Origin of the sequence: Pseudomonas yangonensis (assembly GCF_009932725.1) — a bacterium.
Classification (GTDB): domain Bacteria; phylum Pseudomonadota; class Gammaproteobacteria; order Pseudomonadales; family Pseudomonadaceae; genus Aquipseudomonas; species Aquipseudomonas yangonensis.
Map to the genome: position 1 here is coordinate 139,420 of NZ_BLJU01000027.1, position 17,109 is coordinate 156,528.

The window sequence follows — 17,109 nt, forward strand, 5'->3', positions numbered from 1 at the left end:
GAAACGAAGGACGGCTCAGCCCGGCACGGAACGCTTGGCCAGCGGCTCACAGGCAGGCCCGTGCCTTACCTTGCCGTCAGCCTCGAAGATCGAACCATGGCACGGACAGTCCCAGGTGCGATCAGCATTGTTCCAGGTCACCGGGCAGCCCATGTGCGTGCACTCCGCGTTGAGCGCATGCAGCTTACCGCTGTCATCCCGCCACACTGCCAGCTTGTCCTCGCCATGGCTGATGACGCCGCCCTGTCCGGGCTTCAGCGCCTGCACGTCATCGATCAGAGTATGGCTGTCGCTGCTCTGATTGAGATCTTCCCCCGCATCACGCTTGGGATCGAAGAGCGTACCCCAGGGCCAGTGGCCGCTGGCGATCTGCTGCGCCAAGCCGATTCCGGATGCGGTGCCATTGGTGATCCCCCAGGCGCTGAACCCGGTGGCCAGATAAAGGCCGGGCGCCTTCTGCGCATCCGGCTCGCCGACGTAGGCCATGCGGTCGGGGGTGTCGTAGTCCTCATTGCACCAGCGCCACACAGCCTCGGCGACCGGCAGGTGCTGCCGCGCCCAGCGCTCCAGTTCGACGAAACGCTGCGCCACGTCGGCATCCTGGCCCGTATTGAAACGTGGGCCGAGCACCAGAATCAGCGGCCCGTCGTTGTCCTGCGCCATACGGATGGAGTGCGTGGGCTCGTCAGCGGCGATGAACATGCCGTCCAGCGTCTTTTCATCACTCGGACGAAAGGCGATGGCGACGTGGCAACGCGGCTGTGTCGGGCTGACATAGTCCACCGGCGTCTTGACCGGCATATGGGTCGTGATCACCAGCTTGTCGGCGCTGAGGAGGCCGCCTTCGAAACCGATCTGCCAGCGTTCATGGTGTTCGAAGTCAGTGGCGCGGGTATTTTCGAATATTCGTCCGCCCTTGGCCTGCACCGCTTGTGCAAGACCCAGCAGATAACGGGCTGGATTGAACTGTGCCTGCTGCGGAAATTCCAGCGCACTGGAGGTCTCGAACGGCAGCGGCGCCCGCTCAACGACGCGCGCATCCAGGCCCAGCGAACGAGCGGCCTCGGCTTCGCTTCTCAAGGCTTCGTCCTGTTTTTCGCTCAGCGAATAAACATAGGCCGAACGACGCTGGAAATCGCAGTCGATCGCGTATTGCTCGACCCAGTCGGCGATGCGCTGCAGAGCCTGCCTGTTGGCGTCTGCATAGGATTGCGCCGTAGCGCGGCCTGCCTTGGCGATCAGGTCGCGGTAAATCAGCGCGTGCTGCGTGGTGACCTTGGCGGTCGACAGGCCGGTCACCTGACGGCCGACCTTCCTCGCCTCGAGCACCACCACCGACTTACCGGCCTCGCACAGCGCCAGTGCAGTGCTCAAGCCGGCAATACCGGCGCCGACGACCGCGACCTCACATTCGCAATGACCGGAGAGACGGGGGAAGTCGCTTTCGGGCGTGGAGGCAGGCCAGCAGCAGCCAGGCTTGGCAGATAGCGCGGTCATGGGCTTTTCCTCGTTTCTGCAAGAACAGGTTCCCGTGTAGAAACCCCTTCATGCGGCGCGGTTCAACCTTTCTGCCCGTCGGTACAAGCGCTACGCCGCTCGTCAACGGCCTTCGCAAATAACCTGAACCGGCGCGGCCGAGGGCGACTCAGCACTAGAGAGGGCCAACGCAATCGCGACCACCCTTTACAGATACTTCGTCATCACCGTTCTGTTCTGCCTGTTACCAACAGGCGTTGGAGCAGGGCGGCCCGATCAGACCGACAGGAGAAATTCAAATGTCCACCGCCAAAGACAACCTGCTGGATTGGCTGCGCGACGCCCATGCCATGGAGCAGCAAGCAGAGAAAATGCTCACCGCTCAATCAGAGCGCCTGGAACACTACCCGGACCTGAAAGCGCGAATCGTCCAGCACATCGATGAGACCCGCGGCCAACGCGAACTGCTGGAGTCTTGCCTGCAGCGGCTGGGCAGCAGCCCGTCGACCTTCAAGGACCTCTCCGCCAAGGTTACGGCGTTCGGCCAGGCTGTTGCCGGCATGACCGTCAGCGATGAGGTGGTCAAAGGTGCGATGAGCGGCTACGTCTTCGAAAACGTGGAAATCGCCGCTTATACGGTGCTGATCGCCGCCGCCGAAGAGGTCGGCGACGCCCAGACCCAGACTGCTTGCGAGCAAATCCTCAAACAGGAAGTCGCGATGGCGGACTGGCTGCGCGAGCACCTGCCACAGATCACCGCGGCGTTTCTCCAGCGCAGCGCCTCGCCTGACCTGGAAGCCAAGCGTTGAGCAAACCCAGCACCGGCAAGCCGGTGCTGGGGCCTTCCATGCTGAAGACCTTCACCTTCGCCATCCTGCATTTTTCCATCGCCTTCGGTATCGCCTTTGCGCTGACCGGCGACCTCCTAACCGGTGGCCTGATTGCGCTGCTGGAGCCGGCGTGCAATACGGTCGCGTACTACTTCCACGAGAAGTTCTGGAATCGCCTCGAAAACAAGGCAGACCAGCAGAGCGAGAGCTCGGGGAAGGGTAGCCATGGCCGCATACTGAGCAGCTTGCGGCAATTGTTACGCGGCGATTAAAGCCCCTTATCAGTACCGCGCGGAAGGGCCGTCGGCCCCTCCGCGCTGCTGCGCTATACCTGCCTTACGACCTCATCCCTGAGCCAGCTTCGTATCGTTTCCAGATGCACCTGCTCCTGATTCAGTGCCTTGTAGAAGCTCTCGGCAATCTCAGGTTGGCCGCAAGTGTCGGCGAGCTCGATCAGCAGTTCCCAGCCAGCATTATCGGTAAGCTCTGCCGTGAGCAGTGCGTTGAGCGACTGCGCCAGGTTGGTTCGCGGGTCGCTGATGGTTTGTAAAACACCAATCCCGGTCACCCCCACGACATCGGCGCAGGGCGTCATCGCCGATGGGTCAGCCCCGAGCTTTTCCATGGCAGCCACCACCAGTTCGAAATGCTCGGCTTCCTCGGCGCGAAAGCGCTGCAGGGTTTGCAGCTGAGTCTTGTCGACCACCTCGATCACCGATGCCTTGGCCAATAGCGCTTCGTACAGACGCACCCCGGTGCGCTCGAAGGCCAGCCTCTCACCGAGTTTGTCGATGAGCATTTCCGGACTGACGCCGGTCAGCTTGTTCAGCGCGGCCTTCATCATGCCCTTGACCGATCCTGGCAAGGGCACCGAGCCAATGCTGTCGGCCCGCGCCACTTCCTCGCTGCGGACCGCCGCCAGCTTGCCCTCATTGCCTGGCACGTCTGGCGGCACTTCCTGGCTGGCCTTGAGCATGGCTTCACTGTCTATTGGCGACATCTGCACGCCGGTGTAGTTGAGTCCCATCTTGGTAGCGTTTTGCATGACGTGATCCTCAGGATATTTTCTTCTGGCTGAGCTCGGTACCCGGGGCCCATTGATAGCCCGCGGAAGCCACCTCGGCGGGGACGCCTTCGGAGTTCAGGTGGTTGCGATAGTCGCGGCTGGCGTGGCCCTCGTGCTTCTTGTCGACGTAGTCGTGGCCCTTGGCACGCAGGTCCATCTCCTCGGCCAGGGTCTTGCGCACGAACTCGCGCTGGCTCTTGAACTCGATCAGCTTGGGTACCGAGCCGCCGAGAATTTCCGCCGGGTCGCGGCGCTCGTACTTCTTGAACAGCTCGCCGACCAGGTGCAAATGGCCTTGCTCGTAGTCGAGAAAACGTTCCCAGATCGCCTTGATGCGCGGGTTTTCTTCCTGCTCCATGCAACTGTTGTAGGCATACACCTCCATCGCCTCATGGATCAGCCACTTCTCCAGAAAGCTTTCATCAGGGTCCTGCAGCGAACCGTACTGGGTCACGTGCTGCTCCTCGACCGAGGCAATTTCCGCGTACAGCTGGCGGGCGAGGGGATCGGCGAAGGTCGGACCGATGGTCATGTAGTAATCGTGGGTCTGGTATTCGGCTGCGGTGATCATCGCTGCGTGAATCTTGGTAATCAGCGCCGCGCTTTCGCGCTGATAGGAGTCGCGCAGATCATCCTCGGGCGCGCGGTGATGCACGGTGGTCGGGCGGCTGGGAATGATGTCGGTGTAGCCCTGGAGGATGTTGTTCGCGTCCTTGCCCTCCAAGCGATCAAGCATCGCCGAATAGCGGTAAAGGTGATCGAAATCTTCCAGCAGGCCGAAGCGGTAGGTCTGCGCCTGATAGGGATCAGGTTCGGTCTGCGCCACGGCTGCGGTTACCTCGATCGCCACCTGTTCGTAGGCCACCGTGGTTTCCAACGGCGAGTGATCAGCAGACAGCAGCCAGTTAACCATCGTGGCCTGGTGCTGCTCGGTGCGCCGCACCTCGGCCAGCGCCTGGCGCAGGTGCCCGTTGAAGCGCGCGCCGATGTTCTTCAGGCGTAGGGCATCGGTTTCGATGCCGTTCATCAGAATGATACGCACGCGGGTAAAGGCATCGTCGTCCAGCTTGCTGATGGGCTTGCCGGCCATTTCGCGCCAGGTGAATTTTTGTTTTTCCAAGGGGCAGCCCTTGGTGTCGAACAGGCTAGTCAGGGTTTCCATCTGTGTTCCTCCAGATTGGTCCAAAGGCAGGAGAGCCTTTCAGACTGGAGTGGGGGTACAGAGGCGATGTTGCAGTCGGGCGATGAGCGGCAGGGGTGGCTGAATGCCTTGATTCGCCTGAGCGCCGGCTGGCTCGGAGCCGCACCCAGAGAACCGAGAACCGGAAAAATACGCGGACGGTTCGGCTTTATTCGCGTTATGGCTTAAAGTAGCCGGTTGCCGAAAGAACCGTCATGGCCATAGCCATGAAGGGCTTTCATTCTTTACAAATTGCTGTGTGGTGAAGATGAACGAGCCTTTCATTTCGCTGTGCCCTGAAATTACTCGGGCACACGCGCTGACGTTGATGGATTGGTTGGAAGATGAGCGCGTAACTTGCTATCTGAGTGACTCGCGTCATGTTGCCCGAACCATCGAACAAGCCATCGATCGGACTCAGTTGCCGATCCTGACTCATCTATTCAACCGGGGCGGCCGATTCTTCATGGCCTATGACCGGCATGATGCCCCGGTGGGCTTTGTCCGGCTGATCAAAACCGGCTCGGATTGCGAGATAGTCCTGGCCATCGGAGACAGCGAAAAGTGGGGCCAGAACCTTGGCACCCGCACGATCCTCGAAGGCATGAAACTGGCGTTTCTGGAGATGCGGGCGGAAAAGCTGATCGCCAAGATCCATCCGGACAACCTGCGTTCGCACAAAGCCTTTATGCGCAGCGGCTTCGTGCTTGAGAGCGAAACGCCGACATTGAAGACATTTGCCATGACGGCGGGACGCTATCTGCAGTTCTTGCGCGAAGATGCCTTCAATAACGCCCCCGCGATCTACATCACCGAATTCGACAAGGCCAGACTCGAGAGCCTGATCGCGCTCGAGCAGGGCCCGGCCGTTGTCGAACTCGAACATGAGCTTGAGCGCGCCGTTGTGGTCGAGCCGCAGCAGGTGCCGGGCAATGTCGTAACGATGAACTCCAGGGCCTTGCTGCAGCTCGACGATGAAGAGATCGAAGTGGCTCTGGTTTACCCTGAAGACGCGGACGGGAGTGCCGGCAAACATTCCGTGTGTTCCGACATCGGCACCGCCATCCTTGGCTACCAGGAGGGAGACGCCATCGACTGGCGGATCTCTGACAGGACCCGCCGGATCGAGATCAGGAAAGTGCTTTACCAGCCAGAAGCCGCGGGCGATTTCCACCTGTAATTGCCTGCGGCTCAGCGCTCGTCCATCAGGCACCAATGACCGTCCGAGTCAGGGGACGGTCGTTGGCATCAACTGCAGGCCTAAAGGCGATCTTGGCCATGCGTCGATGCCCAGCTAACGCTTCACGACAAACAGGGAAGCGGTGATAGAGGTACGTGGATAGTTACCGGGGTTTCGCCTCTCATGGCCAAGCGTCACGCGAGTTCTCACGCTGCTCCATCCGTCGGATTGGCCGTCATTCGCTGTTCGATCGATCGGTTTTTGATGCCCAGCTTCGAGGGCGCGTTTCTACGGGGTTTCAGGAAGGCAACCCACTGTGGTGTAGGGTTGAGAGAAAGGCCATTCCCTCTGGGCGAGGGCGCGTAGAGCTGAGGTCGTACTTGATCTATGTTTGTTGGCTTACAGTGCTACCTTCAGATTTAGAGAAACCATCAGCTACGCTGGTCATAGCCTCTGAAGGAGTACGCCATGTCTGGCAAGGAAGATCAGTTGATACAATTGCTGAGTCTTATGGCTCGCAGCATGACCCACATGACCGCATCCGTAACTGCTATGTCCTTCGAACAGCTGCGAAGCCAGGATGCAGCACTTCAGAGCTCAGCTAGGCGCATGATCGAGCGCATGCAGGCCATCAATGAAGAGCTGGACCAGCAGTGGGAGCTAATTAGCCAGCTAAGCGGCCAGCGTCATCAGGAAGCGCTTGTGGAAGAGTTGGAAATCTCCTCGGTGTCTTGAACCCCGAAATTGACTTCGCCACCAGGGAAGGTAACGCCATGTCCCATCTATTTCTTACTCATCGTGCGGCCAATCGTTCGTATTCACGGGTCGCTCCTGATGCTGATCGGGCTGCTTTCAGTCAGAAGCAGACGATCAGTATTTTCGGCTTGAGGCCGCAAATACCCTGCGAGCTACAAGAGGCCGCATTTGGATAATGCGATTACTACCTAGCCTGGCTGTTCGATTCAGTTGAACCGGATGCTCGAGAATCGGCTACCAGAGTGATGAACTCACGCACCCATCTGAAGCCTGCGTGCCCATCTGACCGCTCATGCCAGAACATGCCAATTGAAAAACCTTCCACCGGCAAAGGGGGCTCTATATACAGCAGCTTCTCGCTTTGATCCTCCACGAGACGACGTGGAACCAGAGCCACACAGTCGGACTGCGCGACCAGCTCCGGTACTGGAAGAAATGACGACGCTGACAGAACTACGTTACGCCGCAGTCCCCGCGCTACCAAGGCGTTATCCACCGAGGTAGAGAAGCCTCCGCCGCGCAGTGACACCACGACATGTTCCAGCTGCGCGAACTCATCCACCGTCAGGCCCGCACGCAGGCTTGGATGCCCACGACGCCCGATCAGCACGTAACTCTCATCGTAGAGGTGTTGCGAGTGCAGCGCGGGCGGGGCTCCGTTCATGTTGATCACCGCCAGATCCACTTCGCCGCGGGTCATCTGCAGCTCCAGCTGTGGTACGTCCAGGATGCGCAGTGCGATACGGACACCCGGCGCTTCGCGCCGCATGGCGACAACGAGATGCTTGATCAAGGCCGCCTGCACGTAATCCGTGCAGGCGATTGATACCGTCAGGCTCGCCGTCGCGGGTTCGAAATTCAGATGAGTAGTGACGGTGGCCCTTACTTGGTCCAATGCTTGGCGAAGCGGGACGAGCAGCTCCAAGGCTTTGACCGTGGGGGTCATTCCACGCTGCGCGGGGATCAGAAGAGGGTCGTTGAAGACGTCGCGCAGGCGGCTCAACTGCGCGCTGACTGCTGGCTGGCTCAAATGCAGACGGGCGGCGGCCCTGGTCACGTTCTGCTCGATGAGAAGGGCCTCCAACGTCACAAGCAGATTGAGATCAAGGCGTCTGGTATCCATCGAATTTATGCTAGCAGGAAAATTTTGCGATTTCACAGAGGGGCCGAGCCCCGCGACACTCCAGCGACATCACAGCGGAGTCGTCCTTCATGTCAAAAAGAGTACTGATCATCTATGCCCATCCCGAGCCTTCCTCGCTAACGCGGCAACTGGTGGATGTGTCTGTTGAATGCTTGACTGCGCAAGGGCACGAGGTCCTGCAGTCCGATCTATACGCCATGGGCTGGAAAGCGATATTCGACGAGCACGACTTCCCTGAGCGGGCCAACCCTCAGCGGCTGTCGTTCGGCGCAGAGTCCGCCCACGCCTATCGTCATCGCCGCCAGAGCCCTGACGTGGCGGCAGAGCAAGACAAAGTTCTAGCGGCAGATGCCGTCATCTTCCAGTTTCCACTTTGGTGGTACGGCATGCCGGCCATCATGAAGGGATGGATAGATCGCGTCTGGGCAGCCGGACTCGCCCATGGCTACAAGGGCGCTGGCAACACCTACCGCTATGGTGACGGGGCCTTCAAGGGCAAGCGGGCCATGCTGTCAGTCGCTGTTGGCGGCCCCGAAGAAGACTACTCGCCGCGCGGTATCAACGGACCACTTGAGCAACTACTGTTTCCGATCACGCACGGTTCGCTCTATTTTCCTGGGTTCGATGTGCTGCCTACCTTCGCCATATACGGCACCGGCAAGTTGACCGCCGCGGATGCCATCGCAGCTAAAGAGGCTTGGCGCAAACGTCTCAAGGGCTTATTCACCAACGCGCCAATACCTTTCCGGCCCCAAAACGGAGGGGACTACACTCCCCGCAACGAGCTTAAACCGCACGTAGCAGTGGGCCAGACGGGAATTATGGCGCACATTGCTAATGGTGAAACAACCCAGCGGCAGCAACTGGAAGCGGAGGGGGCTTTATGAAAACCTTCGTGATTCTGACTCGCCGTCCTGATGTAGCGGTAGAGGACTTCAAGCGACTGGCGAAACCGGAGGTATTGCACGTTTGGCAAGGCTTCGCCGACGGCATTGTTCGCGCAGTCCATGGGCTGGCAGCTGGTCCCGGTGCAGCGTTTGAGCTGGAGTCCGCCACCTTCGAAGACGCTCGTGGATACATCGAGGCTCTGCCTTACGTTAAACAGAATCTGCTCCACGTGCAGTATTGCGCACTCAAGCCTTTCTCAGACTATGAGAGGCTCGTTTCTTTCTGATTAACGATCAGCTCAGACCAACTCCGTTTGCACGGCCTGCATGCTGCAGCGATTTGCTCGCAGCATGCACGTTGCGCCAGACCGGGACTCGTTTGATGCGAGGTGGGCCGGTACTGAGCCAGACGGTGCCCGTACGCTGTGCTCTATCCAATCGATGTGAATCAGTTCCGCGGAGCAGCCCTTAGGGGCCCTTGATCCCGCCGATAAATCTGCTCTCTGCTGGTATTGTGCAGAACCAGCTGCGCCCGGGCTGTCAGGCTTGAAGGCATGCAAGTCAATTTCTGTGGATCAGAGCATGAATAAACTATCTGAGATGCATACTTTCGTGGCTGTAGTGGACACCGGGAGTATTTCCGAGGCCGCTCGTCGTTTGGGCACGGCCAAGTCGATGGTTTCCCAGCGCATTCAGCAACTGGAAAAACGCCTGGGATGCATCCTGCTGGAGCGTGGCCGGCAGACTCGCCTGACTGAGTCGGGTGAGGTTTTTTACCGTCATTGCACAGCTATTCTCGCTGACATAGAAAATGCCGAGAATGCCGTTCTGACGCCCCAGTCCAGTGTTCGTGGAAATCTGCGCATCGCTGCTCCGATGGCGTTCGGCATGAGATATCTGACGCCGATTTTGGCGTCTTTTGCCAAGCAATATCCTGAGCTGTATCTGGACGTCGAGTTCGATGACCGGCGCGTCAACTTGCAGGAAGAGGGTTTCGATGCCGCGGTTCGTATTGGCGAGTTGCCGGACTCTTCCCTAGTGGCCAAGACCATTACTCCCAACCGCCATATCATCTGCGCCAGCCCTGATTACCTGAATGGTCATGGCACACCACGAGCACCGCAAGACCTGGCTCAGCATTTCGCCATGCTGTACGTGAATCGAGAACCACATGGCATGTGGACGCTACCGGTGAACGACGCATTGGAATCATTCCGTGTGCGCTGCCGGATGCGTACCAATTGTGGTCATCAGCTGATGGAGGCGGCCAAGGCGGGGCTTGGGCTTGCGATACTGCCCACGTTCCTGGCCGCGCAGGCCATCGTGGATGGTGAGTTGAAAGAGGTGCTGGAGCCCTATGCGCCCCGTGGCGGCAATATATCTGTGGTCTATCGTCAGTCGCAGAGAGCCTCGCCCAAACTGCGTGCGCTTAGTAGCTTTCTCAGTGAGCAGATTGGTAACCCGCCGATCTGGGATCAGATGCTGACAGACCATATGCGCCCACAGGGTTGAATCGTTCGAGAAAACCGAAACAGCTATTCATTTTTCTCTGGATTATGGGTAGGTAAGCCCTGGCTTATCCTTTCCCAAACAGGCGCTTTACCTGTGTCTGACATGCCTTTTTGCCTTCATGGAGGGCACAGTATGAATCTCATTGGCAAGCGCGCACTGGTGACAGGAGGCTCACGCGGTATTGGTGCCGCGATCGCACAGGCCTTGGCAGCAGACGGCGCGGACGTTGCAATCACTTATCGGCGCTCTGCTGCGCAGGCAGAACACATTGTGGCTTCCATGGAAAAAAGGGGTAGCCGTGGTTTGGCCATTCAGGCCGACAGTGCTGATCCGGCGGCTATCCAGCGGGCCGTCAGGGAGACCGTCGATACACTGGGAGGCCTCGATATTCTCGTCAACAGCGCCGCCATCGGATTGGCGGGACCGGTCGCGCAGGTCGACCTCGCAGAATTCCAAGCGATGATGGATATTAACGTCCGCGGGCCGTTTGTGGCGGCACAAGCCGCAATACCCCACCTGAGCGAAGGAGGCCGTATCATTTCGATCGGGTCGGCTTTGGCTGAGCGAGTCCCGTTTCCGGGCATCACGGCTTATGCCATGTCAAAGTCGGCACTTCTCTCGTTCACCCGTGGCCTATCACGTGAACTGGGCCCGCAGGGCATTACGGTCAATCTTGTGCTGCCCGGATCGACCGATACTGAGGCGAATCCTGCCGATGGCGAAAGTGCTGATTTCCAGCGAGGCCTGACATCGATAGGGCGTTACGCCGAGCCGCGAGAAATCGCCAACGCAGTCGTATTTCTTGCAAGCCCTGCCGCGAACATGGTGACTGGCATCAGCCTGACGGTCGACGGCGGTGCGAATGCATAGAGTCGCAATGCATGTCCCGGAAAGGGAATGCCTGACATTGCTGGTGTAGTCGTCAGTCATATCGTTCGCCCGGCCCACGAGCGGGCATTTACCGAATGTCGGGCTCCTGGTCGGGTAAAGGTCGTAGATATTGACTCGACTTTTACTTGGTAAGTCGTGCGTTGTTGTCCACAGCTATGTCCAGTCTGGCTGCAGGTATCGGCCGTCTGTATATGGATCGCCCCTCTTAGCGGTTGCAGTGACCAGCCTTCGTCGTTGACCACAACAAATCGAGGCTGCGGTGCTTTCCGAAGAGCCGGAGAGCGCTATCTAGATAGCTTCGCGTTGTGAAGATAACCCTTGCTCAACACGCTGCACGGACTCGTACCGGTTGGCATCACAGATGCTCGTTTCGCACCTCTTATCCAGGGGCGAAATCAATCCAGACCTCCCCAAAACAACAATCGAGGCCTTACTGATGACTACCCGTTACAACTCGACGCTTAAATACTCCGACTATCAGGACCTGAGTGAGCAGATTCGCTTTCAAAGCACAGAAGGCAAGATCTGGTTCGGCGAGCAGCGCATGTTGCTGATGCAGGTATCGGCGATGGCAAATTTCCGCCGTGAACTCATCAATAGCCTGGGTATCGAGCGCGCCAAGGGATTCTTCCTGCGACTTGGCTACCAATCCGGACTCAAAGACGCCGAAATGGCCCGCAAGCTGAGGCCGAACAGTCCTGAGCTGGAAATGTTTCTGGTTGGACCGCAGTTGCATTCCTTGAAGGGCATGGTCAATGCGAAGCCCATTCAGTTGGAAGTGGACCAGGAGGCTGGCCATTTTTACTGCGAGCTTGAATGGATTGATTCCTTTGAGGTCGAGAGCTGCCTGACCGAGGTGGGCCTGATGGATGAGCCCGTTTGCTGGTCCCTGCTTGGCTACGCATGTGCGTACAGCTCCTCGTTCATGAAACGCGAGATCATCATCCAGGAAACCAGCTGTCGCGGGTGCGGCGATGAGCGCTGCATTATTATTGGCAAACCCGCCGAGCAGTGGGAAAACGCCGCGGAGTTCAGACGCTACTTTCAAGCCGATCCAATCATCGAGGAGCTGTATGAACTGCAATCGCAGATCAGTTCGCTGCGCACATGCCTGGAGAGGCAAGAGGGCCAGTACTACGGTATAGGACGTTCTCCCGCCTACATGAAGGTCTGCAAGACGATCGACAAGGCAGCCAAGGGCAAAATCTCGGTCCTGTTGCTTGGAGAAACCGGCGTCGGCAAGGAGGTAATCGCACGGAGCGTCCATCTTCGCAGCGACCGCGCCGAGCAAGCGTTTATTGCGGTGAACTGCGCTGCCATTCCGCAGGACTTGATCGAGGCCGAACTGTTCGGCGTTGAGAAAGGGGCCTTTACCGGCGCCAATCAGACCCGCCCGGGGCGTTTCGAGCGCGCCAGCGGCGGGACCATCTTTCTGGATGAAGTGGTAGAACTGACGCCCAGAGCGCAGGCGAGCTTACTTAGGGTGCTGCAAGAAGGGGAACTCGAACGCGTGGGTGGTTCTCGGACCCACAGGGTCGATGTGCGAGTCATTGCTGCCACCAATGAGAGCCTCGCCGATGCAGTGGAGGCGGGCCGGTTTCGCGCGGATCTTTATTACCGCCTAAATGTGTTTCCGGTTCAGGTCCCCCCGCTTCGCGAGCGGCTTGAGGACCTGCCGCTGCTGGTCGAGCACTTTCTAAGCAAGTTTCATCTGCAGTATCACAAGCGCACGCTAGGTTTGTCAGACAAGGCTCTAGCGCTGTGCCTCAGTTACGCTTGGCCGGGCAATATCCGCGAACTGGAGAATGTACTTGAGCGCGGCGTCATTCTGACTGACAGCAACGAAACCATAGGGCAGGACGCTCTTTTTGCCGTCTCCCCAAAAGCGGGGGCTCTGCATGGTGATCGTCTCAACGCCGATGGCTCGCTGATCCAGGCTGAAAACACGGAAAGCTCAGCCGATTGGGTCACGCAGATCTTCGAACGAAACATAAGCCTGGAAGCGGTGGAAGAGCAGCTGATGCGACGCGCAATGGACCTCGCTCAGCAAAACGTTGCGCAAGCCGCTCGAATCCTCGGGTTAACTCGACCTGCGCTGGCTTACCGTCTCAAGAAGAGCGGCATCCTTGATGAGGATGCGACTGAGTGAGCTCGCTTACCTTCGCGGACAGGTCAAATCGATTACGAAGTTTTTGTGACGTTAACCAAATAATCAGTGCGCTGCCAAATTTTATCAAATGATAAGTTCCGCCCCTCTTCGATAAACAATAGATTTGAGCCAAATCTCTTCTGCTGCAAGGCTATCTCGCTGATAAATATAGATTTTCCATAAACCCCGCGATGATGGCATACCCTTTGCTGAAGTACTACCAGTTGCTGAGTGCGTCCCTGCACTTAGCGACGTATTAGGTTTCACGCCTCACAAACGGTAGTTAAACGGAGAAAGCTCATGATCATCCTCAAAATCAAGTCGCTGTTTGCAGCAATCACGCTCGCTGCGTGCATTGTCACTGTTACTCCCGCGGTAGCGCAGTTAACTAGCGAAGCACAGTCCGCGGCTTCACTTTCGGTAGTCATGGAGTTCCTGGCCAATACTGCGCCCGATAAAGTTGAAGCAGCTGCCGAGAAGCTGGCTGCGCCCGACGCCACTTATGTTTCGCTCAACTTCGATAACCCCGAGTTGAGGGAAATCATGCCTTGGACGGGTACAAACAAGGGACCGAAAGCCTTTAGTTCATTATTCCTGCAGGTCCAGGATTACTGGAAAATCGAAGACTTTACCATCAGCACTAAAATAGCCTCCGGTGAGGACGTCGCGATTTTCGGCAAGTTCACCTATCGGTCCGTGGCAGTCGACCAGGTATTCACGTCGCCATTCTCCATCCATGCCAAGGTGCGTGACGGCAAGATGACCTATTTCCAGTTCATGGAAGATACCTACGCGTCTGCCAGTTCCTTCCGACAGTCTGGCTCCTGGACTGTGAAGACCTCTGCGAACTCAGCCCCCTTTACGGTGGCCGCGGATTAACGATTTCGGTCGCGAGGACCAGCCTTGTGCCGGCATCCCAGAGAACGAGCTCCTGGCATGCCGGCAGATAGCGCGCAGAGGGGAGAGCATCATTACCAATCTCTCTTTGTGCACCGTTTCCAGAGATGCCGTTGGCGCCAACCAGAGTGACGTAATGGTCACCAACAGATCGCGGCCATCCGGGACAGGTCCCGATATTTCACACCGGGCAATATGCAGGAGTTAGCCATGAATATTCATACCCCACACCCGTCCAGACATGCATTGAATTGGGTGGGTGGCGAGTGGATGAGCGGGGATACGATCCGTGGATCCATCAACCCTGCCACCTATGAAGTCATAGGTACCTATGCCGAAGGGGGGGTTGAAACCGCCGAAGCGGCCATCACCGCGGCGAAACGTGCAATGCGCGAGACCGACTGGGTGCATGATCGCAAGCTGCGCGCGCGCGTGCTCGACAATCTTGCAGACGCGTTCGAACGCAATCGGGGCGAACTCATCAAGATACTCTGCACCGAAAACGGCAAGATTCAAGGCGAGGCTGGCTTTGAAGTCGATCTCTGCGCGCCGTCACTGCGATTCTTTGCCGGTATCGCGCGCACTGAGGCCGGACGGGTCGTGGACTCCAGACCGGGCAGAATAGCGATGATGATGCGACAGCCGATGGGCGTGGCGGGAATCATCGTGCCTTGGAATTCCCCGATAATTCTGACGATACGGTCACTCGCACCTGCGTTGGCGGCCGGCTGTGCGGTAATCGTCAAGGTGCCAGGCAAGAGCGCGCAGGTCGCTTCGACCCTGTCCAAGATATTCAGCAACGTAACGGCACTGCCCCGCGGCGTGATCAATGTTTTTAGCGACGAGACTGGCGATGGAGCCAAGCATCTCGTTGCCTCGCCGCAGGTGCCGATCATCAGCTTCACGGGTAGCACTGGCACCGGCAAGGCGATCGCGCTCAGCGCCGCACCACACTTCAAGCGCGTTGGCCTGGAGCTCGGTGGTAAGACGCCATCGATCCTGTTCGACGATGCCGATCTCGATCTCGCGCTCCCCATCCTGGAAAAGTCAGTGACGGTGTTTGCCGGCCAGTTCTGTGTGACCGGGCAGCGGGTGATCGTGCAGGAAGGGATTGCCGATGAGTTTCGCAAGCGCTTTGCCGAACGCCTGCGTGCGGTAAAGGTCGGGCCTGCTGCAGACCTGTCGAGCGACATGGGTCCGATGATCGACCGCGAGAACGTCGAGCGCGTCGATAACCTGGTTGAGCGCGCCATTGCGCAGGGCGCGCAGACCATTGTGCGAGGTGGTCCGGTAACCGAAGGCCCGCTGTCGAAAGGGGCATTCTTTCGCCCCGCGTTTCTGGAGGTGAGCGATTCGACGATGCCGATCGTCCAGGAAGAAACGTTCGGGCCGGTGGTCACCATGCAAAGGTTTGCGACGGAACAGGAGGCCATTGTGTTGGCCAATGACAGCATTTATGGCCTGGGAGCGAGCATCTGGACGCGCGATCTCTCCAAAGCGCTGCGGATCGCACCCCGTATCGAAGCGGGCATGGTCTGGATCAACGAGTGGGGCGCACTCGGCGAAGACACCGAGGAGGGCGGTTCCAAACAGTCGGGGCTCGGCCGTCTGAATGGTGTGGCTGCGATTGAGGACTTCACCGAGATCAGAACGATAACGCTCAACCCAGGCCAGATAGATGTGCTTTGAGGTTATGGCGCGAACATCCATACGGGTGCAGATATCTTCAACTCCGACTTCGACTGTCAAGATGTCGCTCAACAGAGCAATCAGGAGAATGTCAATGGATATTGGCAAATAAATATCACGCAGTTGGATGTCTAGTTCATCTGGATTCCCCATCTGGGAGGCCATAAAAGCACGGTATAAGGGAGCAGCCGTCGATTTCAACAGGTGTGTGCCGAAAGAGTTGACGCGCTCCTTCTATTGGCTTCCAAAAATACTGGCGGCGCTACAAATAACAGAAACATTTCTCAAGTAATTGTTGTGACCTCGATTATTTTGAAAGCAAAACCAGCTGGCCATCTCGTAATTAACACGAAACTCATGAATTAACCACCCGAGTAGGGGCGTGAGCTATGAGCGGAAGTATCGATGCGGGTATCATGTTGAGTAACAGTGACGTCAGTCGCACTGAGCGTGCAGAACAAGCAAGACGACTATTGACGTTGCTAATGGAGATGGAGAGGGCAATTTATCGTGACCCCGATATCGCTTCGACTTATCTGAATCAGGCAATTAGTCTACTAACGGCTACTAGGTATAACAAACAAAACCCACACAAGCCTCGCGGAGGGCTGGCGAGCTGGCAGATATCGCGAGTAGACAAGTTCATAAATGACAATATCAGTAACAGCATACGAACAACTGAACTTGCCTCACTGCTAAGTTTGAGCGTCAGCCATTTCACACATGCGTTCAAACAAACGACCGGCATGACCCCGTTAATATACGTAGCGACCATGCGTGTGAAGGCTGCGCAGCAATTTATGCTTTGCTCTACGCGCTCCTTAAGCGACGTTGCCCTACATCACGGCTTCTGTGATCAGGCACACTTTTGCCGTGTCTTTAAGCGAAAAACAGGCTTGTCGCCACAAACTTGGCGAAAAATATATGCCTCCAACGCCTGACCATCTCATACATTTTTTATAAAGTTCTCCACCGTAGAGAGAGGGGCGCAGACACTTGATTTGAAATGAGGCCTCATCGGATTTTGTTGCAACTGGATGGTTACAATTGCGTAAAAAACGTTGTTCCACGCAAATTATCAAAATTTCGACGGACTGATTCAGAACTACTCGCTGCGAGGATGTGCCAAGAGGTTTTGGCAGACACGTTGGCCGCTGAACGGCACAGCACGCAAGCGTAGCGTTGTATGAATAAGGCTTGCCGTCTCATTGCAATATGCAACTTTTATAGCTAACCGGCAGCATGCTGTATTTCTGAACTTGCCAGAGCCTGCCGGGCCGGCATCAGGAAGTGATCGATACGGATCGCCACGCCGGCCGTCTGGAACTGCCGGGCGGCAGCCTCGATGCGCTGCTCGGCACGCGTTACCCGGCCGTGGTGGCGCAGGTGCTCGAGCCAGGATTCGTCGAAGAAGAACTCCTGCCAGTGCCGCGGGTTCTCGCTGTTCTGCAC

General features: G+C 57.6%; 16 protein-coding genes and 1 pseudogene. 12 read left to right on the forward strand and 5 right to left on the reverse strand.

The window, feature by feature from the left end:
• Nucleotides 1-15 precede the first annotated feature (15 nt).
• A complete protein-coding gene (locus tag GYB81_RS22585; protein ID WP_161866888.1) occupies nucleotides 16-1,497 on the reverse strand; it encodes an FAD-dependent oxidoreductase in 1,482 nt (493 codons plus the stop codon).
• 278 nt (nucleotides 1,498-1,775) lie between these two features.
• Between GYB81_RS22585 and GYB81_RS22590 the strand changes: the two genes are divergently transcribed.
• Together GYB81_RS22590 and GYB81_RS22595 are read left to right on the forward strand one after the other, a co-directional pair.
• Entirely contained in the window at nucleotides 1,776-2,285 is a 510-nt protein-coding gene (locus GYB81_RS22590; protein WP_161897957.1) for a ferritin-like domain-containing protein, read from the forward strand.
• Between the two features lie 38 nt (nucleotides 2,286-2,323).
• Nucleotides 2,324-2,578 carry a DUF2061 domain-containing protein gene (locus GYB81_RS22595; RefSeq protein ID WP_161866890.1) on the forward strand — a complete coding sequence of 85 codons (255 nt, stop codon included), beginning with the start codon at nucleotides 2,324-2,326 and terminating at the stop codon, nucleotides 2,576-2,578.
• Nucleotides 2,579-2,631: 53 nt separating this feature from the next.
• Here GYB81_RS22595 and GYB81_RS22600 read toward each other — a convergent pair whose 3' ends face one another.
• Entirely contained in the window at nucleotides 2,632-3,351 is a 720-nt protein-coding gene (locus GYB81_RS22600; RefSeq protein ID WP_161866891.1) for a ferritin family protein, read from the reverse strand.
• 10 nt (nucleotides 3,352-3,361) lie between these two features.
• Nucleotides 3,362-4,534 (reverse strand): hypothetical protein, encoded by a 1,173-nt coding sequence (locus GYB81_RS22605; RefSeq protein WP_161866892.1) that lies wholly within the window; start codon nucleotides 4,532-4,534, stop codon nucleotides 3,362-3,364.
• Between the two features lie 233 nt (nucleotides 4,535-4,767).
• Here GYB81_RS22605 and GYB81_RS22610 point away from each other — a divergent pair.
• A pseudogene (locus GYB81_RS22610) lies at nucleotides 4,768-5,732 on the forward strand (bifunctional GNAT family N-acetyltransferase/nucleoside diphosphate kinase regulator).
• A 468-nt stretch (nucleotides 5,733-6,200) separates the two neighbouring features.
• On the forward strand, nucleotides 6,201-6,467 hold the full coding sequence (plzR, locus tag GYB81_RS22615; RefSeq protein ID WP_161866894.1) for a PlzR type 4 pili assembly inhibitor: 267 nt from the start codon (nucleotides 6,201-6,203) through the stop codon (nucleotides 6,465-6,467).
• A gap of 205 nt (nucleotides 6,468-6,672) precedes the next feature.
• Here plzR and GYB81_RS22620 read toward each other — a convergent pair whose 3' ends face one another.
• Nucleotides 6,673-7,611, reverse strand: a complete 939-nt coding sequence (locus GYB81_RS22620) for a LysR family transcriptional regulator (RefSeq protein WP_161866895.1) — start codon at nucleotides 7,609-7,611, stop codon at nucleotides 6,673-6,675.
• Nucleotides 7,612-7,700: 89 nt separating this feature from the next.
• Between GYB81_RS22620 and GYB81_RS22625 the strand changes: the two genes are divergently transcribed.
• The 8 genes from GYB81_RS22625 (at nucleotide 7,701) to GYB81_RS22660 (ending at nucleotide 16,598) form a co-directional block, all read left to right on the forward strand.
• Nucleotides 7,701-8,519: an NAD(P)H-dependent oxidoreductase gene (locus GYB81_RS22625; RefSeq protein WP_161866896.1), complete on the forward strand. Its 819-nt coding sequence runs from the start codon at nucleotides 7,701-7,703 to the stop codon at nucleotides 8,517-8,519.
• Nucleotides 8,516-8,806: a hypothetical protein gene (locus GYB81_RS22630; RefSeq protein ID WP_161866897.1), complete on the forward strand. Its 291-nt coding sequence runs from the start codon at nucleotides 8,516-8,518 to the stop codon at nucleotides 8,804-8,806. The genes GYB81_RS22625 and GYB81_RS22630 overlap by 4 nt, the downstream gene beginning before the upstream one ends.
• A 295-nt stretch (nucleotides 8,807-9,101) precedes the next feature.
• Nucleotides 9,102-10,031 carry a LysR family transcriptional regulator gene (locus tag GYB81_RS22635; RefSeq protein ID WP_161866898.1) on the forward strand — a complete coding sequence of 310 codons (930 nt, stop codon included), beginning with the start codon at nucleotides 9,102-9,104 and terminating at the stop codon, nucleotides 10,029-10,031.
• A 132-nt stretch (nucleotides 10,032-10,163) separates the two neighbouring features.
• The gene (locus tag GYB81_RS22640) at nucleotides 10,164-10,901 is read left to right on the forward strand and encodes an SDR family NAD(P)-dependent oxidoreductase (RefSeq protein WP_161866899.1); all 738 of its coding nucleotides are present in this window, start codon (nucleotides 10,164-10,166) and stop codon (nucleotides 10,899-10,901) included.
• 457 nt (nucleotides 10,902-11,358) lie between these two features.
• Entirely contained in the window at nucleotides 11,359-13,071 is a 1,713-nt protein-coding gene (locus tag GYB81_RS22645) for a sigma-54-dependent Fis family transcriptional regulator (RefSeq protein WP_161866900.1), read from the forward strand.
• 300 nt (nucleotides 13,072-13,371) lie between these two features.
• On the forward strand, nucleotides 13,372-13,950 hold the full coding sequence (locus GYB81_RS22650) for a nuclear transport factor 2 family protein (protein WP_233787656.1): 579 nt from the start codon (nucleotides 13,372-13,374) through the stop codon (nucleotides 13,948-13,950).
• Between the two features lie 228 nt (nucleotides 13,951-14,178).
• Nucleotides 14,179-15,657 carry an aldehyde dehydrogenase family protein gene (locus GYB81_RS22655; RefSeq protein ID WP_161866901.1) on the forward strand — a complete coding sequence of 493 codons (1,479 nt, stop codon included), beginning with the start codon at nucleotides 14,179-14,181 and terminating at the stop codon, nucleotides 15,655-15,657.
• A 491-nt stretch (nucleotides 15,658-16,148) separates the two neighbouring features.
• Nucleotides 16,149-16,598: a helix-turn-helix domain-containing protein gene (locus tag GYB81_RS22660; RefSeq protein WP_233787658.1), complete on the forward strand. Its 450-nt coding sequence runs from the start codon at nucleotides 16,149-16,151 to the stop codon at nucleotides 16,596-16,598.
• 289 nt (nucleotides 16,599-16,887) lie between these two features.
• On the opposite strand, the gene GYB81_RS22665 is transcribed toward GYB81_RS22660, so the two are convergent.
• On the reverse strand, nucleotides 16,888-17,109 hold a 222-nt coding region (locus GYB81_RS22665), incomplete at its 5' end, for an MFS transporter (RefSeq protein ID WP_178106600.1).